The following is a 19,295-nucleotide window of genomic DNA, read 5'->3' on the forward strand; positions in this document are numbered from 1 at the left end:
TTGTTTTAAAATGTTTTGCCAAAAATGATATCAATGTAAGCCAGTTATATTAATATCACAGCAGTTATCTGTAGCTGTCCTGATTCCATCAGCTGAAAACTCACATCAACAGATTTATAACGCATAATAAATGATGTGGCTATCTCTGTCCGACGATACGCTGGACGCGGGTCTTGGGCAATTAACTCTTTAATAATGCTCATATCTGAGGCTATCAATTGACTTTGTATATGGTGAATCGTAGACGCAACTGTCGCATTACTCAATCTAGGGTTTGCGTCGTTGATACTTGTATCATCGTTATAAGTGCCGTTGTTTATCAGAATCATAAACTGCTCATTAGCAGCGTCGGTCACGGTCACATTTAGTAATTTTGGCTCAGTTGATGCAAATCCGCTCTCAGCTTTTATCAACGCATCGCTGTAAGCAACATATGGCTTGATATCAATGATTGGCGTGCCATCTATCATATCAGCGCCTTTGATAACCAGTAATACGCGACCTTGGACTACTTTGATCTGTTCGAGCTTAACAACAGATAGGCCTAACCCTGAAGGACGATACATACTACGACTGGCGAACACCCCTATCTTTTGATTACCGCCTAATCTTGGTGGTCGTACTTGAGCGCGAAAGCCAGTACTGGTTTCATTGTTATTTTTATATCGATAATTATGATGAAACTGCCAACTGATCCATATATGACTAAACTTGTCCAAACCATCAAATGCGGCTGGCGTATCATATGGTGCTAACATCTCAATGACACTAGTCAAAGCGACCAAATTTGGTTGGCGCGGCACACCAAACTTTTGTGACAGCGGTGCGCGGTGATAACCGATAACAGGAGCTTGGTGGTAGTTATTTAACAGCGGCTTCTCATCAAGCATAGAATAAATCCAGTAATACAGAACTGCCTTTATAAAACAGTTTGGCCAAATGATACAAAATTACTCACTAACGATATTCCATTTTATCATGCTAGACAATCACTGCTAGACGGATTTTTATTTTAAAGTTTGGTATTATGAGCAAGAATTTGATGAGAGTCATTTACATTTGAGCGATATGACACATAATATTGTCATGGTTGATACAGATCTAATAGTTGGTTGTATATAAATTAATGAACCAGCTCTAGTATGCCTGTTCATCATTTACTATTTGATAAAAATAGCAGTTTCGTCGACGATTGAAAGACTGATACGTTTTTATAATGTTCAAACTATTATTGAAAATTCTGATTTAATACTTATTCAAACTTAACAAACCAATAACAACTTATTGACGAGGACTTTATGTCAAAACTTCGCACCGAAACGGTCACAGAGGTTCACCACTGGAATGATTCTCTATTTAGTATCAAAACCACTCGTGACGATGGCTTGCGCTTTCGTAATGGCGAATTTGCGATGATTGGACTTGTTGTTGATGGCAAGCCACTACTACGCGCTTATTCAATTGCTAGCCCTAACTATGAAGATCATTTAGAATTCTTTTCTATTAAAGTTCAAGATGGCCCACTAACCTCTCGATTACAGCATATCAAAGTAGGTGACGAGCTGTTAGTCAGTAAAAAACCAACGGGCACACTAGTATTGGACGATCTACTACCAGGCAAAAACCTTTATATGCTCTCTACTGGTACTGGCCTTGCTCCTTTCTTATCACTAGCACGTGATCCTGAAGTGTATGAGCGTTTTGATAAAATTATTTTGGTCCATGGCGTACGTCATACCAAAGATTTGGCCTATCGTGAAATGTTTGAAAATGAGCTGCCTAACGATGAAATCTTTGGTGAATGGTATCGCGAAAAATTCATCTATTATCCAACCGTTACACGTGAAGAGTTCAAAAACCAAGGCCGTGTCACTGATTTGATGAAATCAGGTAAGCTGTTCGAAGACATTGGTTTACCGCCAATGAATAAGGACGATGACCGCGTCATGCTTTGTGGCAGTATGCCATTCAATGCTGAGGTTTCAGCGATTCTAGACGACTTTGGCCTGACGGTTTCACCTCGTATGGGTGTGCAGGCAGATTACGCAGTTGAGCGTGCTTTCGTCGGTTAGTATGATACAGAGATTGGGATTTTTGAGAAAATCAAAAATTATAGTAAATAATTCTTGACGACTAAAAATAGCCTGCTATAATACGCAGCCTATACAGAGTTAACCCTGTAGCCCAATTCGATAATATTTAGTCAATAACTATTGTCACCTAACATGCCAGTGTGATGGAATTGGTAGACATGACGGATTCAAAATCCGTTGCCTTTAAAAGCGTGTCGGTTCGAGTCCGACCACTGGTACCAATATTTAGTACAAACTAGCCTCCTTTATCGGAGGTTTTTTTGTGCTTATTATTTTTGTTTTGATAAACCACTATCTCGTTTATATAGATACTTCAAATGGCATAACAGCACTTATTTTTATTGGTACCGCATAACTCCATGGCATACCCGTACTACAATAAAAATATCTTCCATCAAATGACACAATATAAGCTGTAAAATCATTACCATAATGATTCATCATCGCTCGTTCATCACTTTCGTCACAAACTGCACACCATACTTTTTTGTCGCCGCGCGCCAGCATTGCTCGTGTCAAATCACTCCCTTTTAATTCATGACTCATCATCAGCTCCTTAATTACCTTGAACCTTCTAACTACTGATTTAAAAAAATTAATTTACCAGTATTCAATCTACAAGTTTGGTATGAGCTACAAACAACATCCTATTGGAAAAGCACAACGCCTACAGAAAGACGTTTATTACTTTCATATCTACTCACTATCATAGTTAATATATTATAAAACTATAGCATTATAACTGTAACATAGAACAATGATATTCGCGACGGAAGGCAATAAATCCAGGACATGGAATATAGGAAGTATTAAGTAACTATTGTATGCGTATTACAGAATATCTTATAAGAAACATATACTACTTATATTGAATTCATTGTTATCTTGATGCTATATATTTATGATTTTTGAACCCATCATAAACTTTATTAATGACATATAAAGTATTCATGTATTGCCCTATTTTTATAGTCATATCTTCTAAAAACTCTTTTATAATTTAATAATCGATACTGAAATAAAAGTATTGATCGATGTAAAATACGAATTATGAACACTCTTACAGAAGCCAACACACGCAAAATCATTCACATAGATATGGATGCGTTTTATGCCAGTGTAGAACAACGTGACTTTCCAGAATTACAGGGTCAGCCATTAGTAGTTGGTGGAGATCCAAATGGTCGCGGTGTTGTAGCAGCGGCTAGCTATGAGGTTCGTCAGTTTGGGGTACGCTCGGCAATGTCCTGCTATGAGGCGCGCAAACGCTGCCCAAATGTCATATTTGTCAGACCACGTTTTGAAGTATATCGAGCTGTTAGTAGAGATATTCGAAATATCATGTATAGATTAACACCTCATGTTGAGCCATTGTCGCTAGATGAGGCTTATTTAGATGTTACTGGACTCAACGTACATAAAGGCTCAGCGACATTAATGGCCAATTGGTTAAGAGCGCAAATATTACAACATACAGGACTGACCGCTTCTGCTGGTGTCTCCTTCAACAAAATGTTAGCCAAAATTGCTTCTGACATCAACAAACCCAATGGTACCGCTATTATCACGCCAACAGACGCTGATGCCTTTATCAGTACACTGCCTATCGAACGATTTCATGGGATAGGCAAAGCCACGGCAAAACGATTGCATACCATGGGTATAACCAATGGTGCTGATTTGCGACGTACATCAGCTGATGTACTGGTACAACAGTTTGGTAAGCGTGGACAGTTTTATCATGATATCGCTCATGGTCGGGATGAACGCGCTGTCCAATCTGAGCGTCTGCATAAATCTGTTGGCTCGGAGACAACTTTTAGAGAAAACCTAGATGATGATACGGCGCTACGCATCCAAATCTATGAACAGAATGCGGATGCCTTTCAACAGTTGCACAAAAAAAATCTGATTGCTCATACTATAACACTCAAGGTTAAGTACGCTGACTTTACTCAAATTACTCGTACGCACACACTAACTACTGCTTTTAGTAGCGCTGAATCTGCACATTACTGGTTAGATAAGCTATTCTTAGATATTCCGCGCCAGATCCCTATTCGGTTAGTTGGCGTCACATTCTCTTCATTGGCATCTGCAGCCCAGTCATTGCCTCAATTGAATTTATTTGAATGAGTCAAAAGCAAATTGCCGCTGAAGCAGTTAGAGCGTATAATTTATGCTTAGGCTATTTATATAAATTAAATATATTTTGTGCACGATGACTATTTAGTAAAGAAAGCTTTTATAGCAGCATTTCTGCTACAATTATGCCAAAATTTCTATTCATTTAAAGACTAACTATGACCAACTCGCATACTGCATCTTCTAAATCTAGCGCCTCGATTAATAATAATGAGAACAGCGATGTCTTAGACTATCTGAGCGTGGAAGATTATGACTATGACCTACCAGACCGTTTGATTGCGCGATACCCTTTAGCACAGCGATCTGCTTCAAAACTTTTGTATTTACCTGACCAAGCTGACCCAAAGGCTACATCTGTAAAGGACTGCTTGTTTTCTGAGCTACCTGAATTATTAGATGCTGGAGACCTGATTGTCTTTAATGATACAAAGGTGATGAAGGCACGTTTATTTGGTCAAAAAGATACCGGCGGTAAACTTGAGGTCTTGATTGAGCGCTTGGTTAGTGTCTCAGACTTAGATATAGCAACATTGCATTTAAAAGATTCAAATAATGAGTCAGTTAATCAAGAACATATTGCACTTTGCCATGTAAAAGCCAGCAAAGCACTGAAACTCGGACAGCGCTTTCAACTGGCTGATAGCCATATGAGTGGTGTGATGATTGGTCGTCAGGATAATTTGTTTGTTTTAGCATTTGACACATCAATCTTGCCTGATTTAGAACTTTATGGCGAGCTCCCTATTCCGCCTTACTTTGAACGTCATGCTGATGACACTGATAATACCCGTTATCAGACTGTATTCCATGATCCAGCCAAGCTTGCAAGTGTTGCTGCCCCAACAGCAAGTTTGCACTTTGACGACTTGGTGCTTAATAAGCTGTCAGAAAAGGGCATCAATACTGCTTTTGTGACATTACATGTTGGCGCTGGTACCTTTGCGCCAGTTAAGACAGACAACTTGCTTAATCATACTATGCACAGTGAATATGCACATCTACCGCAAGCAACTGCCGAACTGATTAATCAGACGCATGCAAATGGTAACAAAGTCATCGCTATTGGTACTACGGTGACTCGCGTCCTTGAAACGGCTTATCAAAAAACAGCTATCAATGGACAAGCTCTCTCTAGCTGGTCAGGGGACACGGACATCTTCATTTATCCAGGGTTTAAATTCGGTGTCATTGATCGTCTGCTAACAAACTTTCATTTACCCAAATCGACGTTGCTGATGTTGGTATCAGCTTTTTCTGGAAAAACATCGATTGAATACGCCTATCAACATGCCATTGAAAAAGAGTATCGTTTTTTTAGTTATGGGGATGCCATGCTACTTGATAAGAAAATGAGTTAAACATTAAGTAAACACTTATGCACTGGACGCAACAGTTGTGAAATAAACTGGTAAACTAAACCATACTTTGCTATAACAGCAAAGATAACTAAAACCCTAAAGGACTGCTCATGTCTTGTCATTTATCTCGTCGCTTGACTCCTGTACATCGCGCGGTATCGATGGCATTACTTTATTCTGTAGGTTTAGCCGCTATTATTCCAAGTGCGCAGGCTGCAACTATCGGTAATACAGTCGTTAGCTCAGCTCAACATGAACCGTTGAGTGCAAGTATCGCGGTTACTGATATACAAGCGTCTGATTTTTCAGCGAGCTTGGCCAATCCAGTCATATATCAACAGATGGGCTTGACTCCGACCGACTCAATGAAGGTACGTTTTCAAGCAACTTCAGCGACCAGTGGCAAGGTGTTAATTAGCACATCAAAGCCTGTATCCAATCCTTTCGCTGATTTGGTCTTATCGATCAATGATAGTGGGCAGCAAAATGTCGTACCAAAGACATTATTAATGCCGTTAAACGATAGTCTACCGATTAATAAGACTCCAAAAAATATTGTCAAAGCTACTCAAAAACTCAATCTTCCTAGTGTTTCTGCAAGCACAGCCAAACCGTTGACCGTAAGAAAAGGTGCGCCGCCGCCACTAATATCAGTATCCAACACTGCTGAAAATCAGCCAGCTCTAGCAAACATAGCAGCAGTTAATCCTTCTGTTTCTAGACCAGCATCTGACATACAAGCACCAACAGTAACAGCGACTTCGCAGACTAGCAATCTTACTTACGCACCTAGTCGGCTTGATAACGGTCGCTTGAATAACAGCTCTGATATCAAGAACACCAGCAGTAATGTAAAGAAGACTGACAACAGCTTTAGTTCATCGAATCGTTTAGATAGCAGTGCTTTGAGTGCAAATAATAGCACTGCAACTACAAAAGCTATTGCCAATGATAGTACTAAAATAAGTAACAAAAACATTCCAATTTTAGATAAAGTATTGATTGATAAACCACTCGACACTCTAAATATTCAGGTCACACGACAAATACAGCCAAGTCGTAAAAAAACAGACGTTGACGCATTGTCCACACCTAATCCGACTACTAGTGTTATAGCAAGTAGTACTGAGAACAGTAATCCTAGCGTCATGGAAGCTTCTATTAATAATGCAGCTTTGAAAAATACTAATAGCACTATCAACAATACGTCTTCAAATGACGTAACAATAGACAACTCAACAGTCAATCAATACCAAGTACAGCGTAACGATAGTCTATGGATTATTGCTCAACAGATTGCACAAGAAAACAACATAGATGCTTCAATCGTGATGAAACAGATTCAGTCACAGAATCCTGATGCTTTTATCAATAAAGACGCGGATCAGTTGAAAGCAGATGCTAAGCTTATTTTACCCAGCTATGATGTCATACCATCGCAGAAAAAATTGGAAGCGGCTATCGATGCGCAAAGACAATATATTCGCAGAGCAAATACAGCCGCAATGCAAAAAACCGCTCAGAGAGTTTTTAAAAAACCTTCTATAAGTACGCAAGCGGCTAAGCGCCCTAAAAAATCCACAACGACTAAAACACAGACCTTATCAAAAGCACAGTTTTCTGTACTTGCGCCTGGGCGAAATGGGAATGCAGATGGCACTCAAGCAAAGTCGGCATCAAACACAGGAAATGGTTTGAATACAGATATATTGGAGACGCTCAAAGCATCTCGGCAGCAAACAGCATCACAGGCCCAACGTTTATCAAGTACGAGTAGCACTCTTAGTAGCTATACTAAAAAAATTCAACTACAAAATCAAAAATTAGCTGAGCTACAAGTTCGTCTCGAAAAATTACGCAATCAATAATTGCCTAACTGACTCATACATTAGATTGTGATCACAGGCGTAGGAATAACTATGGACAATATGCTATATATCATTGCTGGATTGGCGCTTATCTTATTAGTGGCGGCTTTGTTTTTGCGTAAAAATAAGGCACAGAAATCACCACCACCTATTAATTCAAGAGAAGATGCGTCTACTCTATCGCCAAAAGTAGATTATGGTACTCCTGCCCATACTAGTGTCAGCAATAGCCATAAATTTGACCATATCACTATTGCTCAGCGTTTTATGGACCAACAGCGCTACGACAAGGCGATCGAAACCATTAAACGTGGTTTAAATGAGAAACCTCACGACAGTGCACTGTCTCTTAAACTACTCAGCGTATACGCTACAATAAATCAGCCAGAAGATTTCAATAATGTTTATAAATCTATAGAAATACATAGTGATGAGAGCACTATTGTTCGTGCCAATGAGCTAAAAAGCTTATATTTTGAAGAGCCAAATCCAGTAGCCGCACAGGCTCAAGAACTACCAGTAGAAAATACGACTAACTTTGAAAGTATAGACTTTGATTTGCCGACGAGTAACATTGATACCGATGTAATGTCTAGTCATTCAGTTGTTGAAAACACCAACGATGTCATGAATGCACCTATCGAAAGCTCGGCCATCTCATCTGAGACTAGCCTTGATAATGAGGAAAACAACTTTGATCTAACCATCAGCGATTTAGAGAATGGTTTGGATACACCTAGTGCGACAAGTGAGACTTCTGTCACACCATTAGACGACGTAAGCAACGACATTTTAGAAGCCTCTGTTAACGATAATATTAACAATAGCGAAGATGACGATCTTAGTGACTTTGAATTTGACTTTGGTTCATTTGACGACAACACTTCGACTGAAGCTTCAGTAGATAATAATTCTTCGCATAGTGATAGTAGCCAGGAAACCATACTAGAAGAAGATTTTGTCTTGGACTTCGATGATTTAGCAGCCTATGCAGACAAAGAAAACCTCACAACTAATGACGTATCTTTCAACTCGGAAGAACACTCTATTGATACTATTCAAGGCAATGAAGATGACTTTGCCTTATCTTTAGACAGCCTAGATACATCAGATGACATCGATACTGTCTCCAATGATGACCTATCTACGTCTGAAAACGATAGTGATTTCGACAGTTGCATTCTTGAAAACACTGGTTTTGAGAACAACGCTTCTGAGAACATCACTCTTGAAGAAGACAGCTTTGCAGATATCAACCTTGAGGAACCATTACTTCATGATGAGATAAAGGTTTCTGATGTTGAAGAATCAAATATCGCACCTGCTGCATCACTGAGATTTGATGACAATACACTGATAGATGACGATTTTAATATTGATGACATTGACTCTTTATTTGACACTCCGTCGACTGATACCCCAGTTTCTATAGCTGCACCAGTTGAGAGTGACGCTCCTGTTATACCTCAAGAGACTGAGTCAGCAGAAGATTTCTCATCGCGTTTCGCAGCAGATTTTGATTTTGTGAAGTCGTTAGACAGTAATCAAGTAACGTTAAACCTAGCAGATCAATATCTACAACTGGGTGAATACGACAGTGCAAAACGCTTACTCAATGAAGTGATAGCTCAAGGTAATGACGAACAGAAACAGAAAGCACAGATATTGCTTGATCGTACTGCATAGTCAATAGCCTAGTCTTTCATCAGCAAGTACTTCCTAATCACAAGGTGCTTGCTGATTTTTTTTGCATTTAACTCCAATACTATCTATTATTAAACTCTTTAGCCATCGTTGCTCAAACTCTCCAGCACTTCTTTTCTTCCATACTTGTTTACTGTGTTGATACTATGCCATCTTCTGTTATGCTCAAGAATCTATCCGATCCTATTCAACTGATTTATGCTGGCGGCACTTTGGGTAGCTACGGCAGACCTTTAGCGCCATTATCAGCAGAAGTGTTTTTGCCTACCTTACAAAAACTTTTGTCGGATCAAGACAATGCGAACAATTTACCAAAAGTCTCATGGTTAAAAAACACCCTGATTAAAGATAGTAGTCAACTTACTCCTAGCGATTTTACGCATTTCTATCAACTACTACTCAATGCTTATGCAAAAGGTGATCGACGTTTTGTACTCATCACTGGCACAGATACGCTGAGTTATTTAGGCGCATTTTTAGCAGAGGCTTTTGCAGGTAGTGATATTTGTATTGTTCTGACTGCAAGTATGCGTCCGTTATTAAACAGTGAGATATTGCATTCCTATAATATCGATGAACACAGCGATGCTTGGGGCAATCTCAACGACTCATTAAAATTAGCGGCTGCTGGTGAATCAGGCGTGAAGATTAGTTTCGGCGGCGAATCATGGCCTGCTCAAACGGTACAAAAGATTCACAGTCATGACCTGATGGCATTTACTGGTCATTCTCGCGCCGCTTATCCAGCCAATAGTTATATAAAAAATCTACCTGATACTCGTAGGCAACACTGGCTTGACGACCAGAAAGACTTGCTACCCAGTATTAAGATACGTGCTGAAAACGCAAGTATTCATGCACTATATTGCTTACCTAACGATGTTTCTATCATAGACAATCAGCTACAAGCTTTATTGTCACACCCACCCACTGGTATTATTTTATTAGGATTTGGTGCTGGTAATGTTCCTTATTCTGCAGCATTAGCAGACACATTGGAGCTGATTTACAAAAAAGGACATATGGTGATATGTGCAAGCCAATGCCCATTCGGCGGTGTTAGTGACAATTACGCAGCAGGTAGCTGGCAATATAGTCATCATGTCATTGCTGGTGGTCGTTTAACCATTCCTGCGATTTATGCACGATTGTTATGGCTATTACTTCGTTATGACAGTCCAGCAAGGCGTAAGCAGCGTTGGCTAAACAACATCTCTCAAACTGGTACGACGATCAAAAAATGCTAAACCACTTCTCACTTTATAATCTGTGAATCATCATGTCTGAAATAAAAGCCAACGACCACGAAAAATTGCCAATACATACTTTAGCGATTGCTATTGAGTTTTTGGGCACACACTACCATGGCTGGCAACGCCAACGAGAAGTGCTGGGTGTACAAGAAGCCTTAGAAACAGCCATCAGTAAAGTGGCTAACGAACCAGTAGAAGTGATCGCAGCTGGTCGTACTGACGCTAGCGTCCATGCTAGTAATATGATTGCTCATTTCACCACTCATGCCTATCGCCCTACCCACAACTGGTTGCGCGGTGTGAACAGCTTGCTACCTGACGACATTGCGCTACGCTGGGTCAAGCCCATGCCTACTGATTTTCATGCGCGCTTCGGTGCTATTGCCCGTCGCTATCGTTATATCACGCTCAATCAAGCACAGCGTCCTGCGATACTCAATCACCAAGTGACGCATATCTATGAACCTCTTGATTTAGCAGCAATGCAACTGGCCGCTGCCGATATTGTCGGTACGCATGACTTTAGTAGCTACCGTGCCGCAGCTTGTCAATCCAATCAGCCAGTACGTACCATTAGCCATGCTAGGCTCTTTGCCCATGGTCAGTTTATCGTTTTTGATATACAAGCAGATGGATTTTTGCACCATATGGTGCGTAATTTGATGGGTACATTGTATGCTATTGGTAGGCATGAGCTAGAACCAACAGATTTTTTGAATATTTTGCATAAAAAGGATCGAACGATCGCACCGCCTACCGCTTCAGGTGATGGGCTGTATTTTATCAATGCTTATTATCCTGAACGTTTTCAAAGCCTATTACCATATGCACCACTAACACCTGTTTGGCTAAATTTGCCTGAATAAATCAATATAATTTAGCATACATATCACTTACATACTGTCAAGTCGAAAGCAGGTGCGTATTGCTTTAAGCCACTAACTTACGTATAATATGGGCTTATTTTTTAATTGATTGATACAAATTATGGCAAAAGACGATATTATTGAATTTGAAGGCGAAGTCATTGATACCCTTCCTAATACTTTGTTCAAAGTTCGTTTAGAAAACGGGCACGAAATCATTGCGCATATCTCTGGTAAGATGCGTAAGCATTATATTCGTATCTTGACAGGTGATAAGGTTAAAGTTGAAATGACGCCTTATGACTTATCTAAAGGCCGTATCACCTACCGTGGCAAAAACTAAATACTTACTAATCAATATGATTATGAAAGTATTAACATTGGTAAAATAGACAACCAATGACTGAATAGTTACGTTATCGCTGATAGCTAAAATAGACGCTTGGGTGGTTTAACTGATAATAATAATGAAAATACTAACCTACTCATTATTGTCTGTCACAGTTCTAGCTATTTAGTATTCGCTGTTTATCTTTACCCAAAAATACCGCTCAATGTCAGCGGTATTTTTTTGTCTGCGTTTTATCAATTAATTAAATTATGAATTAAGTGAACTCAACGGTAGCACCATCCTTAATAACACCCAACAGCGCCAATGCATCCCAGTTGGTGAGGCGAACACAGCCTGCCGATGCCTGACGACTAATACGCTCAGGGTCTGGTGAACCATGAATACCATAGGAAGGCTTGCTTAGCCCAATCCATACTGAACCAACTGGATTATTGGGGCCTGGTGGTATAATAGATTTTTCACCATTGTCACCCGTATAGGTATAATTAGGTTCATGAATTTTGACTTTGACCTGATGCGTACCCGTTGGTGAAGGTGTTGCTGTGCTGCCTACTGTCGTCGGATAGCTAGCAATCAAGTTGTTGTTTTCATCATATGCATAGAGTGTTTCAGTGGCTTTGTCAGCAACTACACGGCTTACTGGTGTAGTATTAGGATTTCCTGGGTTGTAAACAGTAATGGTTTCACCACTTTCAAAGTTGGCATCGGGATTAAGTAATTTGAGATAATCACGACTGATATGGAACTTTTCACCCAAAGATTCTAGGACGCTTTCATAATACATCCCCTCTAACTCAGCTTTGGCTTCTGCGCCAGCCGGAATCTGAGTTGTCTCGACGTTCACGTCAGCATCGGTTAACTGATAGCTAACCAATACTGGTTGTGAGGTAAGTGTGCTGTTTTTGGTTAACGCTTGCCACGTTTTTTCATCCAGTGATTCTGTTACTGGCAGGCCCTGCGCCTTCTGAAACGCTTGCATGGCTTTGCGCGTATTTTTTCCCCAGTAACCATCTATTGCACCAACACCACTATGATTCCAGTTTAGTAACGCTTGTATTTTAGTACCGACATTTCGATCTATTTTACTGTCGACTTTCCATGTGGCATCATTTACTTTTTGGGCAGTTTCCGATAGCGCTGTTGTGCTGTATTTAATTTTGGGCAGTAATTTATTCAACGAGTTAGCAGTGTTGCTATCATTTGTTATTTGCTGGCTGACACCATTAGTGACTGGGCTTATATCATTGCTACCCATCATCGTACTGTCTGTTTTCTCAGTATTGGGACTATCGCTATTCTGCGTACTCATAGCGCTCATGTCAGTTTCTGCACCTACATTCATATTGCTATCTGTCGTAGTAGCCTCTGTATTGATATCCATACCGTTATCTATTGCGCTATTGCCAGCTGACTTATCTTCAGTCGTTTGTACGCTGTTTTCAGTAGTGTTGGCACTGCTACAACCTACTGATAATAGTGACGCTGTTCCTATCGCAGCAACAACGCCACCAACTTTTAGTAGTTGAGACATAAAAACTCCTAAACAATTACTATCTATCAAAAAAAATATCGCACCGAAAAAGTATCGGAAAATTTACTGTAGCAATATACTGCCATAGCAACACCACTACCCCCTAACAGCTTTATGTTAATAACTGACTATTCTTATTAATCATTTGTTAATAAAGCACCTAAACATACTGGTTTGTTTACAGTCAGATATGACTTTCTACCTAAAATATAAAAAACCCATAAGTTACTTAATAACTTATGGGTTTAGAGAATATAGAGAATACTATCAAAGAAATTTATATGATATTGGCGAACTTACGATAATTTAGCTAAGACCGCTTGACCCATTTCTTTACAGCCTACTTGCTTGAGTCCAGCTTCACTGGCATCTAAAATATCAAGCGTACGTAAACCATCATCGAGCACGTCACTAACCGCCTGCTCGATTGCTTGTGCAGCCTCTTCTTGTTTGAAGGTATAACGCAGCATCATCGCAACAGACAAGATAGTCGCTAATGGATTGGCTTTGTCTTGTCCTGCGATGTCTGGCGCTGAACCATGGCACGGTTCGTACATACCTTTACCTGATTCGTCGAGGCTCGCTGATGGCAACATACCGATAGAGCCTGTCAACATCGCGGCTTCATCAGATAAGATATCACCAAACATATTACCTGTGACCATAACATCGAATTGCTTAGGGTCTTTGATCAGCTGCATACAAGCATTGTCAGCGTACATGTGTGATAGCGCCACATCGCTATAATTAGCTTGTTGTATTTCGATCATCGTCTGTTTCCACAGTTCGGTGACTTCTAATACATTGGCTTTGTCAACTGAACACACTTTAGCTGCGGTACCTGCTGCTTCGGCGCGCGTTTTTGCTAGCTCAAAGGCCACCTTACCAATACGTTGGATCTCACTTGTGCTATACACCATCGTGTTATAGCCCTGCTGCTCACCATTTTCTAGTGTACGGATACCACGAGGCTCACCGAAATAGATACCCCCTGTCAGCTCGCGAACAATCAGTAGGTCCAGACCAGAGATAATTTCAGGTTTGATACTTGAAGCGTTGGCCAACTGTGGATAAAGCTTGGCTACGCGTAGATTGGCAAACAAACCAAGTTCACCGCGGATTTTCAATAGACCACGCTCAGGGCGTTTACTACGCTCAATCGCATCCCACTTAGGACCACCGACTGCGCCTAGCAATACGGCATCTGAGGCACGGGCACGGTCCAATGTTTCATCCGGTAAAGGCTCACCAGTTGCATCAATAGCCACACCACCAATCAATCCAGACTCAAGCGTTAAATCAAGTGAAAACTTATCATTAACAACATTGAGCACGTCAATGGCTTGGGTCATAATTTCAGGGCCGATACCATCACCCGCTAATGTTAAAATTGTTGCCATACTAATCCCTTTGAAATACTTTTATTCGTTGGTTATATTTTTAAGCAGTTCATGCTCATATTTTATATTGCAGTTCTTTTGGCTTTGAGTACTGATGTTGCTGCTTTGGTCATACCAGTCTCTACAAATTCACCTTGATGTTCAGCATCTAGCTTCTTACAGAATCGGCGCTGTACTTTGGTATCCTGCAATAGCTCAACACATAAAGGTTCAGGTGATGCTGTGTCCAACAAACTACCTGATTTTTCACTATTCTTTTTTTGATAAGCACGTAACTGATAAGTACCAGCTTCCGTAAAATCATGAATCATCGCAAAACGCTCAACGTAACCCATGTTGTTTTCTGGATAAAAATTAACATGTACTTCACGTTTTGCAGGCATAACCCGTGCATAATAATTGGTCAAGCCTGGCATACTCGAAGCTGCTAACGGCACAATTTTTATGGCATTCTTATTGACGAGTGGTGTCATATCCATATTCATTGGGATTTTTGCTGTGCCTTCTTGGCGTGGTAGAGCTGTGACAATCTGGGGATTGATTGGCTCATGACTATTAGGCGCCATAATGAGTGTTTTATCTATCTGCACAATTTCACAATGATATGTACCCACACACGCAATATTTACTTCACCAGCCATAGGTTTAATTTTACCAACCCACGCTTCGGCACTCTCTGCCTCGTCTATTTTTTGATAGCCCGTCAATAGCTGGCAGCCTGACAGTAATAAGCTTGCAGCAACAATTGTGCTTGTCCATAGAGCATAATTTTTTGTATTCATAATGGCGGCTACTATTCAAGAGAGATAATAAAATGTAGTGAAAAACTAACTTTCATTTTAGACAGTTCACCGCCATAACTCAACGCTACATTGCGACTACATCACAGTTTTATGAGTAGTAGGTTAGGAAGTTATTCACTACGCTCGTACGTCATTAAATATCCACGGTGTTTTTTGCATCATTTCTTGTTCATAATCTTTGATAGCATCACTTTGCTGCAAAGTTAGACCAATGTCATCAAGTCCATTTAACAAACAGTGCTTACGAAAAGCGTCTACTTCAAAGGCATACTCTTCACCAGTTGGTGTGATAACGACTTGACGCTCAAGGTCTGCGGTCAACTCATAGCCTTCGTTATCAAAAGTTGCCTTCATTAACGTATCTACAATCGCTTCATCCAATACGATCGGCAACATGCCATTTTTAAAGCAATTATTGTAGAAGATATCTGCAAAACTTGGAGCAATTACCGTACGGAATCCATACTCTGATAGCGCCCAAGGTGCATGCTCACGACTAGAGCCGCAACCAAAGTTTCTGCGCGCTAGCAGGATGGTAGCACCTTGATAACGAGGCTTATTCAATACGAAATCTGGATTGATGACTCGTGTGCTGTTGTCTTGACCAGGATAACCTTCGTCAAGATAGCGCCAATCATCAAATAGATTCACGCCAAAACCTGTACGTTTGATAGACTTCAAAAACTGTTTTGCGATAATCTGGTCGGTATCAACGTTTGCACGGTCAAGTGGGCAAACAATACCTGTTTGGGTGTTATAAGCTTGCATAAAATTTCCTATCAATTATATTTTTGCTGGCTGATAATACTGATGAGCTGAGTAGACAATAAATAAGCCTTTACTATCTTTGACACCATTGTTATATATTTGCGGTTCATATAAGCATGATGTCTGCTACTCACTATCAGTCTTAAAACGTACGAACATCCACAAAATGGCCTGCCAGCGCTGCTGCGGCTGCCATTGCTGGGCTGACCAAATGCGTACGACCACCATTACCCTGACGACCTTCAAAATTACGGTTAGATGTGGATGCACAGTGCTCTTGCGGCTCAAGTTTGTCCGCATTCATCGCAAGACACATTGAACAACCCGGCTCACGCCATTCAAAGCCAGCTTCAGTAAACAGCGTATCCAAACCTTCAGCCTCTGCTTGCAACTTCACCTGTCCTGAACCTGCAACAACGATCGCTTCTTTTACATTATTAGCAACTTTACGACCTTTGATGACCGCTGCTGCGTCACGTAAGTCTTCGATACGTGAGTTAGTACATGAACCGATAAATACGCGATCCAGTTGGATATCCGTAATTTTCTGACCAGCTTCTAATCCCATATAAGTATAAGCACGTAGCCAGCCCTCTTCTTGGGCCTCATCAATGGCTTGGTTCGGTGTCGGTACAGATTGCGTGATATCTACGACCATCTCAGGTGATGTACCCCAAGATACTTGCGGTGCAATCTGACTACCGTCGATTTCTACTACAGTATCAAATACCGCGTCATCATCTGAGCGCAATGTACGCCAGTAGGCTTCCGCTTGTTCCCATTGTGCTTCGCTTGGCGCATATGGACGACCTTTGACATAATCAATCGTCGTGTCATCGACCGCAACCATACCGACACGCGCGCCTGCTTCAATCGCCATGTTACAGACGGTCATACGACCTTCCATGCTCATGTCTTCAAATACTTGACCTGCAAATTCAATCGCGTGTCCTGTTCCGCCTGCTGTACCGATCTTTGCAATAATAGCTAACACTACATCTTTTGAAGTGACGCCAGCACCAAGTTGACCCGTAACACGGATCTGCATATTTTTTGATTTCTTTTGAATCAAGCACTGCGTTGCCAATACATGCTCAACTTCAGAGGTTCCAATGCCATGAGCCAAACAACCAAGTGCTCCGTGAGTTGCGGTATGCGAGTCACCGCAAACGACCGTCATACCTGGCAAGACCAAACCTTGCTCAGGACCGACCACGTGCAAAATTCCTTGACGCGCATCATTGATAGTAAATTCAGCAATGTCAAACTTGGTACAGTTATCGTCCAACGTGACAACCTGCAAGCGTGACACCTTATCTTTAATCCCGGGCACACCTTCTAGGCGCTCTTTAGTGACGGTTGGCACATTATGATCTGGACTGGCAATGTTAGCCGATAAGCGCCATGGCGCTCTATTTGCCAACTCCAACCCTTCAAATGCTTGTGGGCTCGTCACTTCGTGCAACAGGTGGCGGTCGATATAAATCAGGCTCGAACCATCGTCACGCTTAGTGACTTCGTGAGCGTTCCAAAGTTTGTCATATAACGTTTGACCAGCCATGTTGCTATCCTTTATAGGTTACTAATTACTTAATTTTTTACTTACTTGCGCATTGCCAAGAAGATTCTACGTAAATACTTTGTTTATCTATATTAATTGCTCTCGCATCTGAGGTTTAAATATTATTTCTTCGTAAAACCCGACATATGACTAAAACTAGTGTTTGAGATACGTTTTAGATGCCGAATATCCAATTTTTTAGAATAAATATGTCACAATATGCCTCGATGTCTTGTGATTATAGCAGGCAAATCCTATAATAATAATTGATGATTTTTAACCAGACGCAAACTTTTATTTCTAATACGTTGTGATTAGATCAGCCAACTTTTATTTATAGCTCATAGAGTAGCTAAGGACATCCGTTTGAATACCACAAACTTGACGACATTCGTTACCGTTATGCACACTGGCAGTATCTCAGGCGCTGCAGAAAAGCTATTTATTACTCAGCCTGCTGTCAGTAAACGTATCAAAAACTTAGAAGACGAGTTTAACATTACCTTGTTTGATACGGTAGGACGAGGAATTGTACCAACCCAAGCGGCTAGTGAAATGCTACCTCATGCCAAACGCTGGCTAGAAGACTATGAGAATTTTAAAATTAACTTGCAGCACTCTCAACACATTGTCTCTGGTAAATTAGTCATTGGTACTAGTCACCATATTGGCCTACATCATTTGGCCCCTGTTCTCAAACACTTTATTCAAACTTATCCAGCTGTTCAGCTAGAAGTGCATTTTGTTGATTCAGAAGCAGCACACAAAGCCGTGTTGGACGGTGATTTGTCATTGGCCTTTGTCACGCTACCACCTGTTTATGACAAGCGTTTAACCTATCATACGCTATGGTCAGATCCTCTTTATTTTATGACTGGTACCTTATCACCTTTAGCAACTAAATCTAATGTCACCTTAGAGCAGTTGGCACGCTATCCTGCTATTTTGCCGTCCGCTAACACCTTTACCAGTCAAATTACCTTGGCTGAATTTGCCAAGCATAATCTGAAGCCTTATGCCACGATGAGTACCAATCCTCTTGAGTCTATTCGTATGCTCGTGTCTGTCGGTCTCGGTTGGTCAGTACTTCCCCAAACGATGGTTAGCCAAGATTTAGAACGTATTGATATGGCAGACAATATTGAGTTACAGCGTTATCTAGGTGTGGTCATTAATCCGAAGCTTACACAGTCTAGTAGTGTCACAGCGCTGCTAGATTTACTGGCTCCTCTTGAATAAGAACCACCTAATATAATTATATATAAATTAGACTTGTTCGCATTTGTATCCGTCATGCGTTATAATACGCGTGGCGTTGCTTTTATAACAAAACTTTACCAGAAGGACACTGATAGTCATATATTGAACACTTCTAGTAAGATATGATGGTTAGCAGTAGATTTAATGGTTTCGACTGATTGATTATACAAGTTGCTAATACTCATATATAAATAGCAGATGCGAGCAATAATAACAGATAAGCGGAACGCAAGTTCCCATTGTTCTCTATCTCTATATGAGTGCTAGCCATAGAACGACATCAGTCATATAAAACTACAGAAGTTACTGAAAAAAGCCATTATGTCTCAA

Annotated in this window: 16 protein-coding genes and 1 tRNA gene; 10 read left to right on the forward strand and 7 right to left on the reverse strand. The window is 40.6% G+C overall.

Features of this window, described 5'->3' with window-relative positions:
• Positions 1-44: 44 nt before the first annotated feature.
• A complete protein-coding gene (gene tsaA / locus ACT3QN_RS00960) occupies positions 45-890 on the reverse strand; it encodes a tRNA (N6-threonylcarbamoyladenosine(37)-N6)-methyltransferase TrmO (protein ID WP_444521914.1) in 846 nt (281 codons plus the stop codon).
• 408 nt (positions 891-1,298) lie between these two features.
• Between tsaA and ACT3QN_RS00965 the strand changes: the two genes are divergently transcribed.
• Both ACT3QN_RS00965 and ACT3QN_RS00970 read left to right on the forward strand, forming a co-directional pair.
• Positions 1,299-2,072: a ferredoxin--NADP reductase gene (locus ACT3QN_RS00965; protein WP_444521913.1), complete on the forward strand. Its 774-nt coding sequence runs from the start codon at positions 1,299-1,301 to the stop codon at positions 2,070-2,072.
• 155 nt (positions 2,073-2,227) lie between these two features.
• Positions 2,228-2,314, forward strand: a tRNA-Leu gene (locus ACT3QN_RS00970).
• Between the two features lie 79 nt (positions 2,315-2,393).
• On the opposite strand, the gene ACT3QN_RS00975 is transcribed toward ACT3QN_RS00970, so the two are convergent.
• Positions 2,394-2,639 (reverse strand): hypothetical protein, encoded by a 246-nt coding sequence (locus tag ACT3QN_RS00975; RefSeq protein ID WP_444521912.1) that lies wholly within the window; start codon positions 2,637-2,639, stop codon positions 2,394-2,396.
• A 504-nt stretch (positions 2,640-3,143) separates the two neighbouring features.
• On the opposite strand from ACT3QN_RS00975, the gene dinB reads away from it, so the two are divergent.
• The 7 genes from dinB to infA all read left to right on the forward strand — a co-directional run bounded on the left by dinB (position 3,144) and on the right by infA (position 11,633).
• Entirely contained in the window at positions 3,144-4,229 is a 1,086-nt protein-coding gene (gene dinB, locus ACT3QN_RS00980; protein WP_444521911.1) for a DNA polymerase IV, read from the forward strand.
• A 167-nt stretch (positions 4,230-4,396) separates the two neighbouring features.
• Positions 4,397-5,599: a tRNA preQ1(34) S-adenosylmethionine ribosyltransferase-isomerase QueA gene (queA, locus tag ACT3QN_RS00985; protein WP_444521910.1), complete on the forward strand. Its 1,203-nt coding sequence runs from the start codon at positions 4,397-4,399 to the stop codon at positions 5,597-5,599.
• 110 nt (positions 5,600-5,709) lie between these two features.
• Positions 5,710-7,467, forward strand: a complete 1,758-nt coding sequence (locus ACT3QN_RS00990; RefSeq protein ID WP_444521909.1) for a FimV/HubP-related protein — start codon at positions 5,710-5,712, stop codon at positions 7,465-7,467.
• A 51-nt stretch (positions 7,468-7,518) separates the two neighbouring features.
• Positions 7,519-9,153: a FimV/HubP family polar landmark protein gene (locus ACT3QN_RS00995; RefSeq protein WP_444521908.1), complete on the forward strand. Its 1,635-nt coding sequence runs from the start codon at positions 7,519-7,521 to the stop codon at positions 9,151-9,153.
• Between the two features lie 164 nt (positions 9,154-9,317).
• Entirely contained in the window at positions 9,318-10,418 is a 1,101-nt protein-coding gene (locus ACT3QN_RS01000) for an asparaginase (protein WP_444521907.1), read from the forward strand.
• 32 nt (positions 10,419-10,450) lie between these two features.
• Positions 10,451-11,290 carry a tRNA pseudouridine(38-40) synthase TruA gene (gene truA, locus ACT3QN_RS01005; protein WP_444521906.1) on the forward strand — a complete coding sequence of 280 codons (840 nt, stop codon included), beginning with the start codon at positions 10,451-10,453 and terminating at the stop codon, positions 11,288-11,290.
• Positions 11,291-11,411: 121 nt separating this feature from the next.
• Entirely contained in the window at positions 11,412-11,633 is a 222-nt protein-coding gene (gene infA / locus ACT3QN_RS01010; RefSeq protein ID WP_021814850.1) for a translation initiation factor IF-1, read from the forward strand.
• A gap of 262 nt (positions 11,634-11,895) precedes the next feature.
• On the opposite strand, the gene ACT3QN_RS01015 is transcribed toward infA, so the two are convergent.
• The 5 genes from ACT3QN_RS01015 to leuC form a co-directional block, all read right to left on the reverse strand.
• The gene (locus tag ACT3QN_RS01015) at positions 11,896-13,173 is read right to left on the reverse strand and encodes a L,D-transpeptidase family protein (RefSeq protein WP_444521905.1); all 1,278 of its coding nucleotides are present in this window, start codon (positions 13,171-13,173) and stop codon (positions 11,896-11,898) included.
• Between the two features lie 296 nt (positions 13,174-13,469).
• On the reverse strand, positions 13,470-14,573 hold the full coding sequence (gene leuB / locus ACT3QN_RS01020) for a 3-isopropylmalate dehydrogenase (protein WP_444521904.1): 1,104 nt from the start codon (positions 14,571-14,573) through the stop codon (positions 13,470-13,472).
• Positions 14,574-14,635: 62 nt separating this feature from the next.
• Positions 14,636-15,355: a hypothetical protein gene (locus tag ACT3QN_RS01025; RefSeq protein WP_444521903.1), complete on the reverse strand. Its 720-nt coding sequence runs from the start codon at positions 15,353-15,355 to the stop codon at positions 14,636-14,638.
• A gap of 138 nt (positions 15,356-15,493) precedes the next feature.
• Entirely contained in the window at positions 15,494-16,144 is a 651-nt protein-coding gene (gene leuD / locus ACT3QN_RS01030) for a 3-isopropylmalate dehydratase small subunit (protein WP_444521902.1), read from the reverse strand.
• Between the two features lie 142 nt (positions 16,145-16,286).
• A complete protein-coding gene (leuC, locus tag ACT3QN_RS01035) occupies positions 16,287-17,705 on the reverse strand; it encodes a 3-isopropylmalate dehydratase large subunit (RefSeq protein WP_444526826.1) in 1,419 nt (472 codons plus the stop codon).
• A 366-nt stretch (positions 17,706-18,071) separates the two neighbouring features.
• Between leuC and ACT3QN_RS01040 the strand changes: the two genes are divergently transcribed.
• Positions 18,072-18,944 (forward strand): LysR family transcriptional regulator, encoded by an 873-nt coding sequence (locus ACT3QN_RS01040; protein ID WP_444521900.1) that lies wholly within the window; start codon positions 18,072-18,074, stop codon positions 18,942-18,944.
• Positions 18,945-19,295 lie beyond the last annotated feature (351 nt).

This window comes from Psychrobacter sp. AOP7-C1-14, from assembly GCF_052376135.1.
Classification (GTDB): Bacteria; Pseudomonadota; Gammaproteobacteria; order Pseudomonadales; family Moraxellaceae; genus Psychrobacter.

Excerpts from the sequence above, each read along its gene's own strand:
- tsaA (WP_444521914.1), bottom strand. The coding sequence starts at position 890 with ATGCTTGATGAGAAGCCGCTGTTAAATAACTACCACCAAGCTCCTGTT.
- ACT3QN_RS00975 (WP_444521912.1), bottom strand. The coding sequence starts at position 2,639 with ATGAGTCATGAATTAAAAGGGAGTGATTTGACACGAGCAATGCTGGCG.
- ACT3QN_RS01025 (WP_444521903.1), bottom strand. The coding sequence starts at position 15,355 with ATGAATACAAAAAATTATGCTCTATGGACAAGCACAATTGTTGCTGCA.
- dinB (WP_444521911.1), top strand. The coding sequence starts at position 3,144 with ATGAACACTCTTACAGAAGCCAACACACGCAAAATCATTCACATAGAT.
- truA (WP_444521906.1), top strand. The coding sequence starts at position 10,451 with ATGTCTGAAATAAAAGCCAACGACCACGAAAAATTGCCAATACATACT.
- ACT3QN_RS01000 (WP_444521907.1), top strand. The coding sequence starts at position 9,318 with ATGCCATCTTCTGTTATGCTCAAGAATCTATCCGATCCTATTCAACTG.
- leuD (WP_444521902.1), bottom strand. The coding sequence starts at position 16,144 with ATGCAAGCTTATAACACCCAAACAGGTATTGTTTGCCCACTTGACCGT.
- ACT3QN_RS01015 (WP_444521905.1), bottom strand. The coding sequence starts at position 13,173 with ATGTCTCAACTACTAAAAGTTGGTGGCGTTGTTGCTGCGATAGGAACA.
- ACT3QN_RS00995 (WP_444521908.1), top strand. The coding sequence starts at position 7,519 with ATGGACAATATGCTATATATCATTGCTGGATTGGCGCTTATCTTATTA.
- ACT3QN_RS00965 (WP_444521913.1), top strand. The coding sequence starts at position 1,299 with ATGTCAAAACTTCGCACCGAAACGGTCACAGAGGTTCACCACTGGAAT.
- leuC (WP_444526826.1), bottom strand. The coding sequence starts at position 17,705 with ATGGCTGGTCAAACGTTATATGACAAACTTTGGAACGCTCACGAAGTC.
- ACT3QN_RS00990 (WP_444521909.1), top strand. The coding sequence starts at position 5,710 with ATGTCTTGTCATTTATCTCGTCGCTTGACTCCTGTACATCGCGCGGTA.
- infA (WP_021814850.1), top strand. The coding sequence starts at position 11,412 with ATGGCAAAAGACGATATTATTGAATTTGAAGGCGAAGTCATTGATACC.
- leuB (WP_444521904.1), bottom strand. The coding sequence starts at position 14,573 with ATGGCAACAATTTTAACATTAGCGGGTGATGGTATCGGCCCTGAAATT.
- queA (WP_444521910.1), top strand. The coding sequence starts at position 4,397 with ATGACCAACTCGCATACTGCATCTTCTAAATCTAGCGCCTCGATTAAT.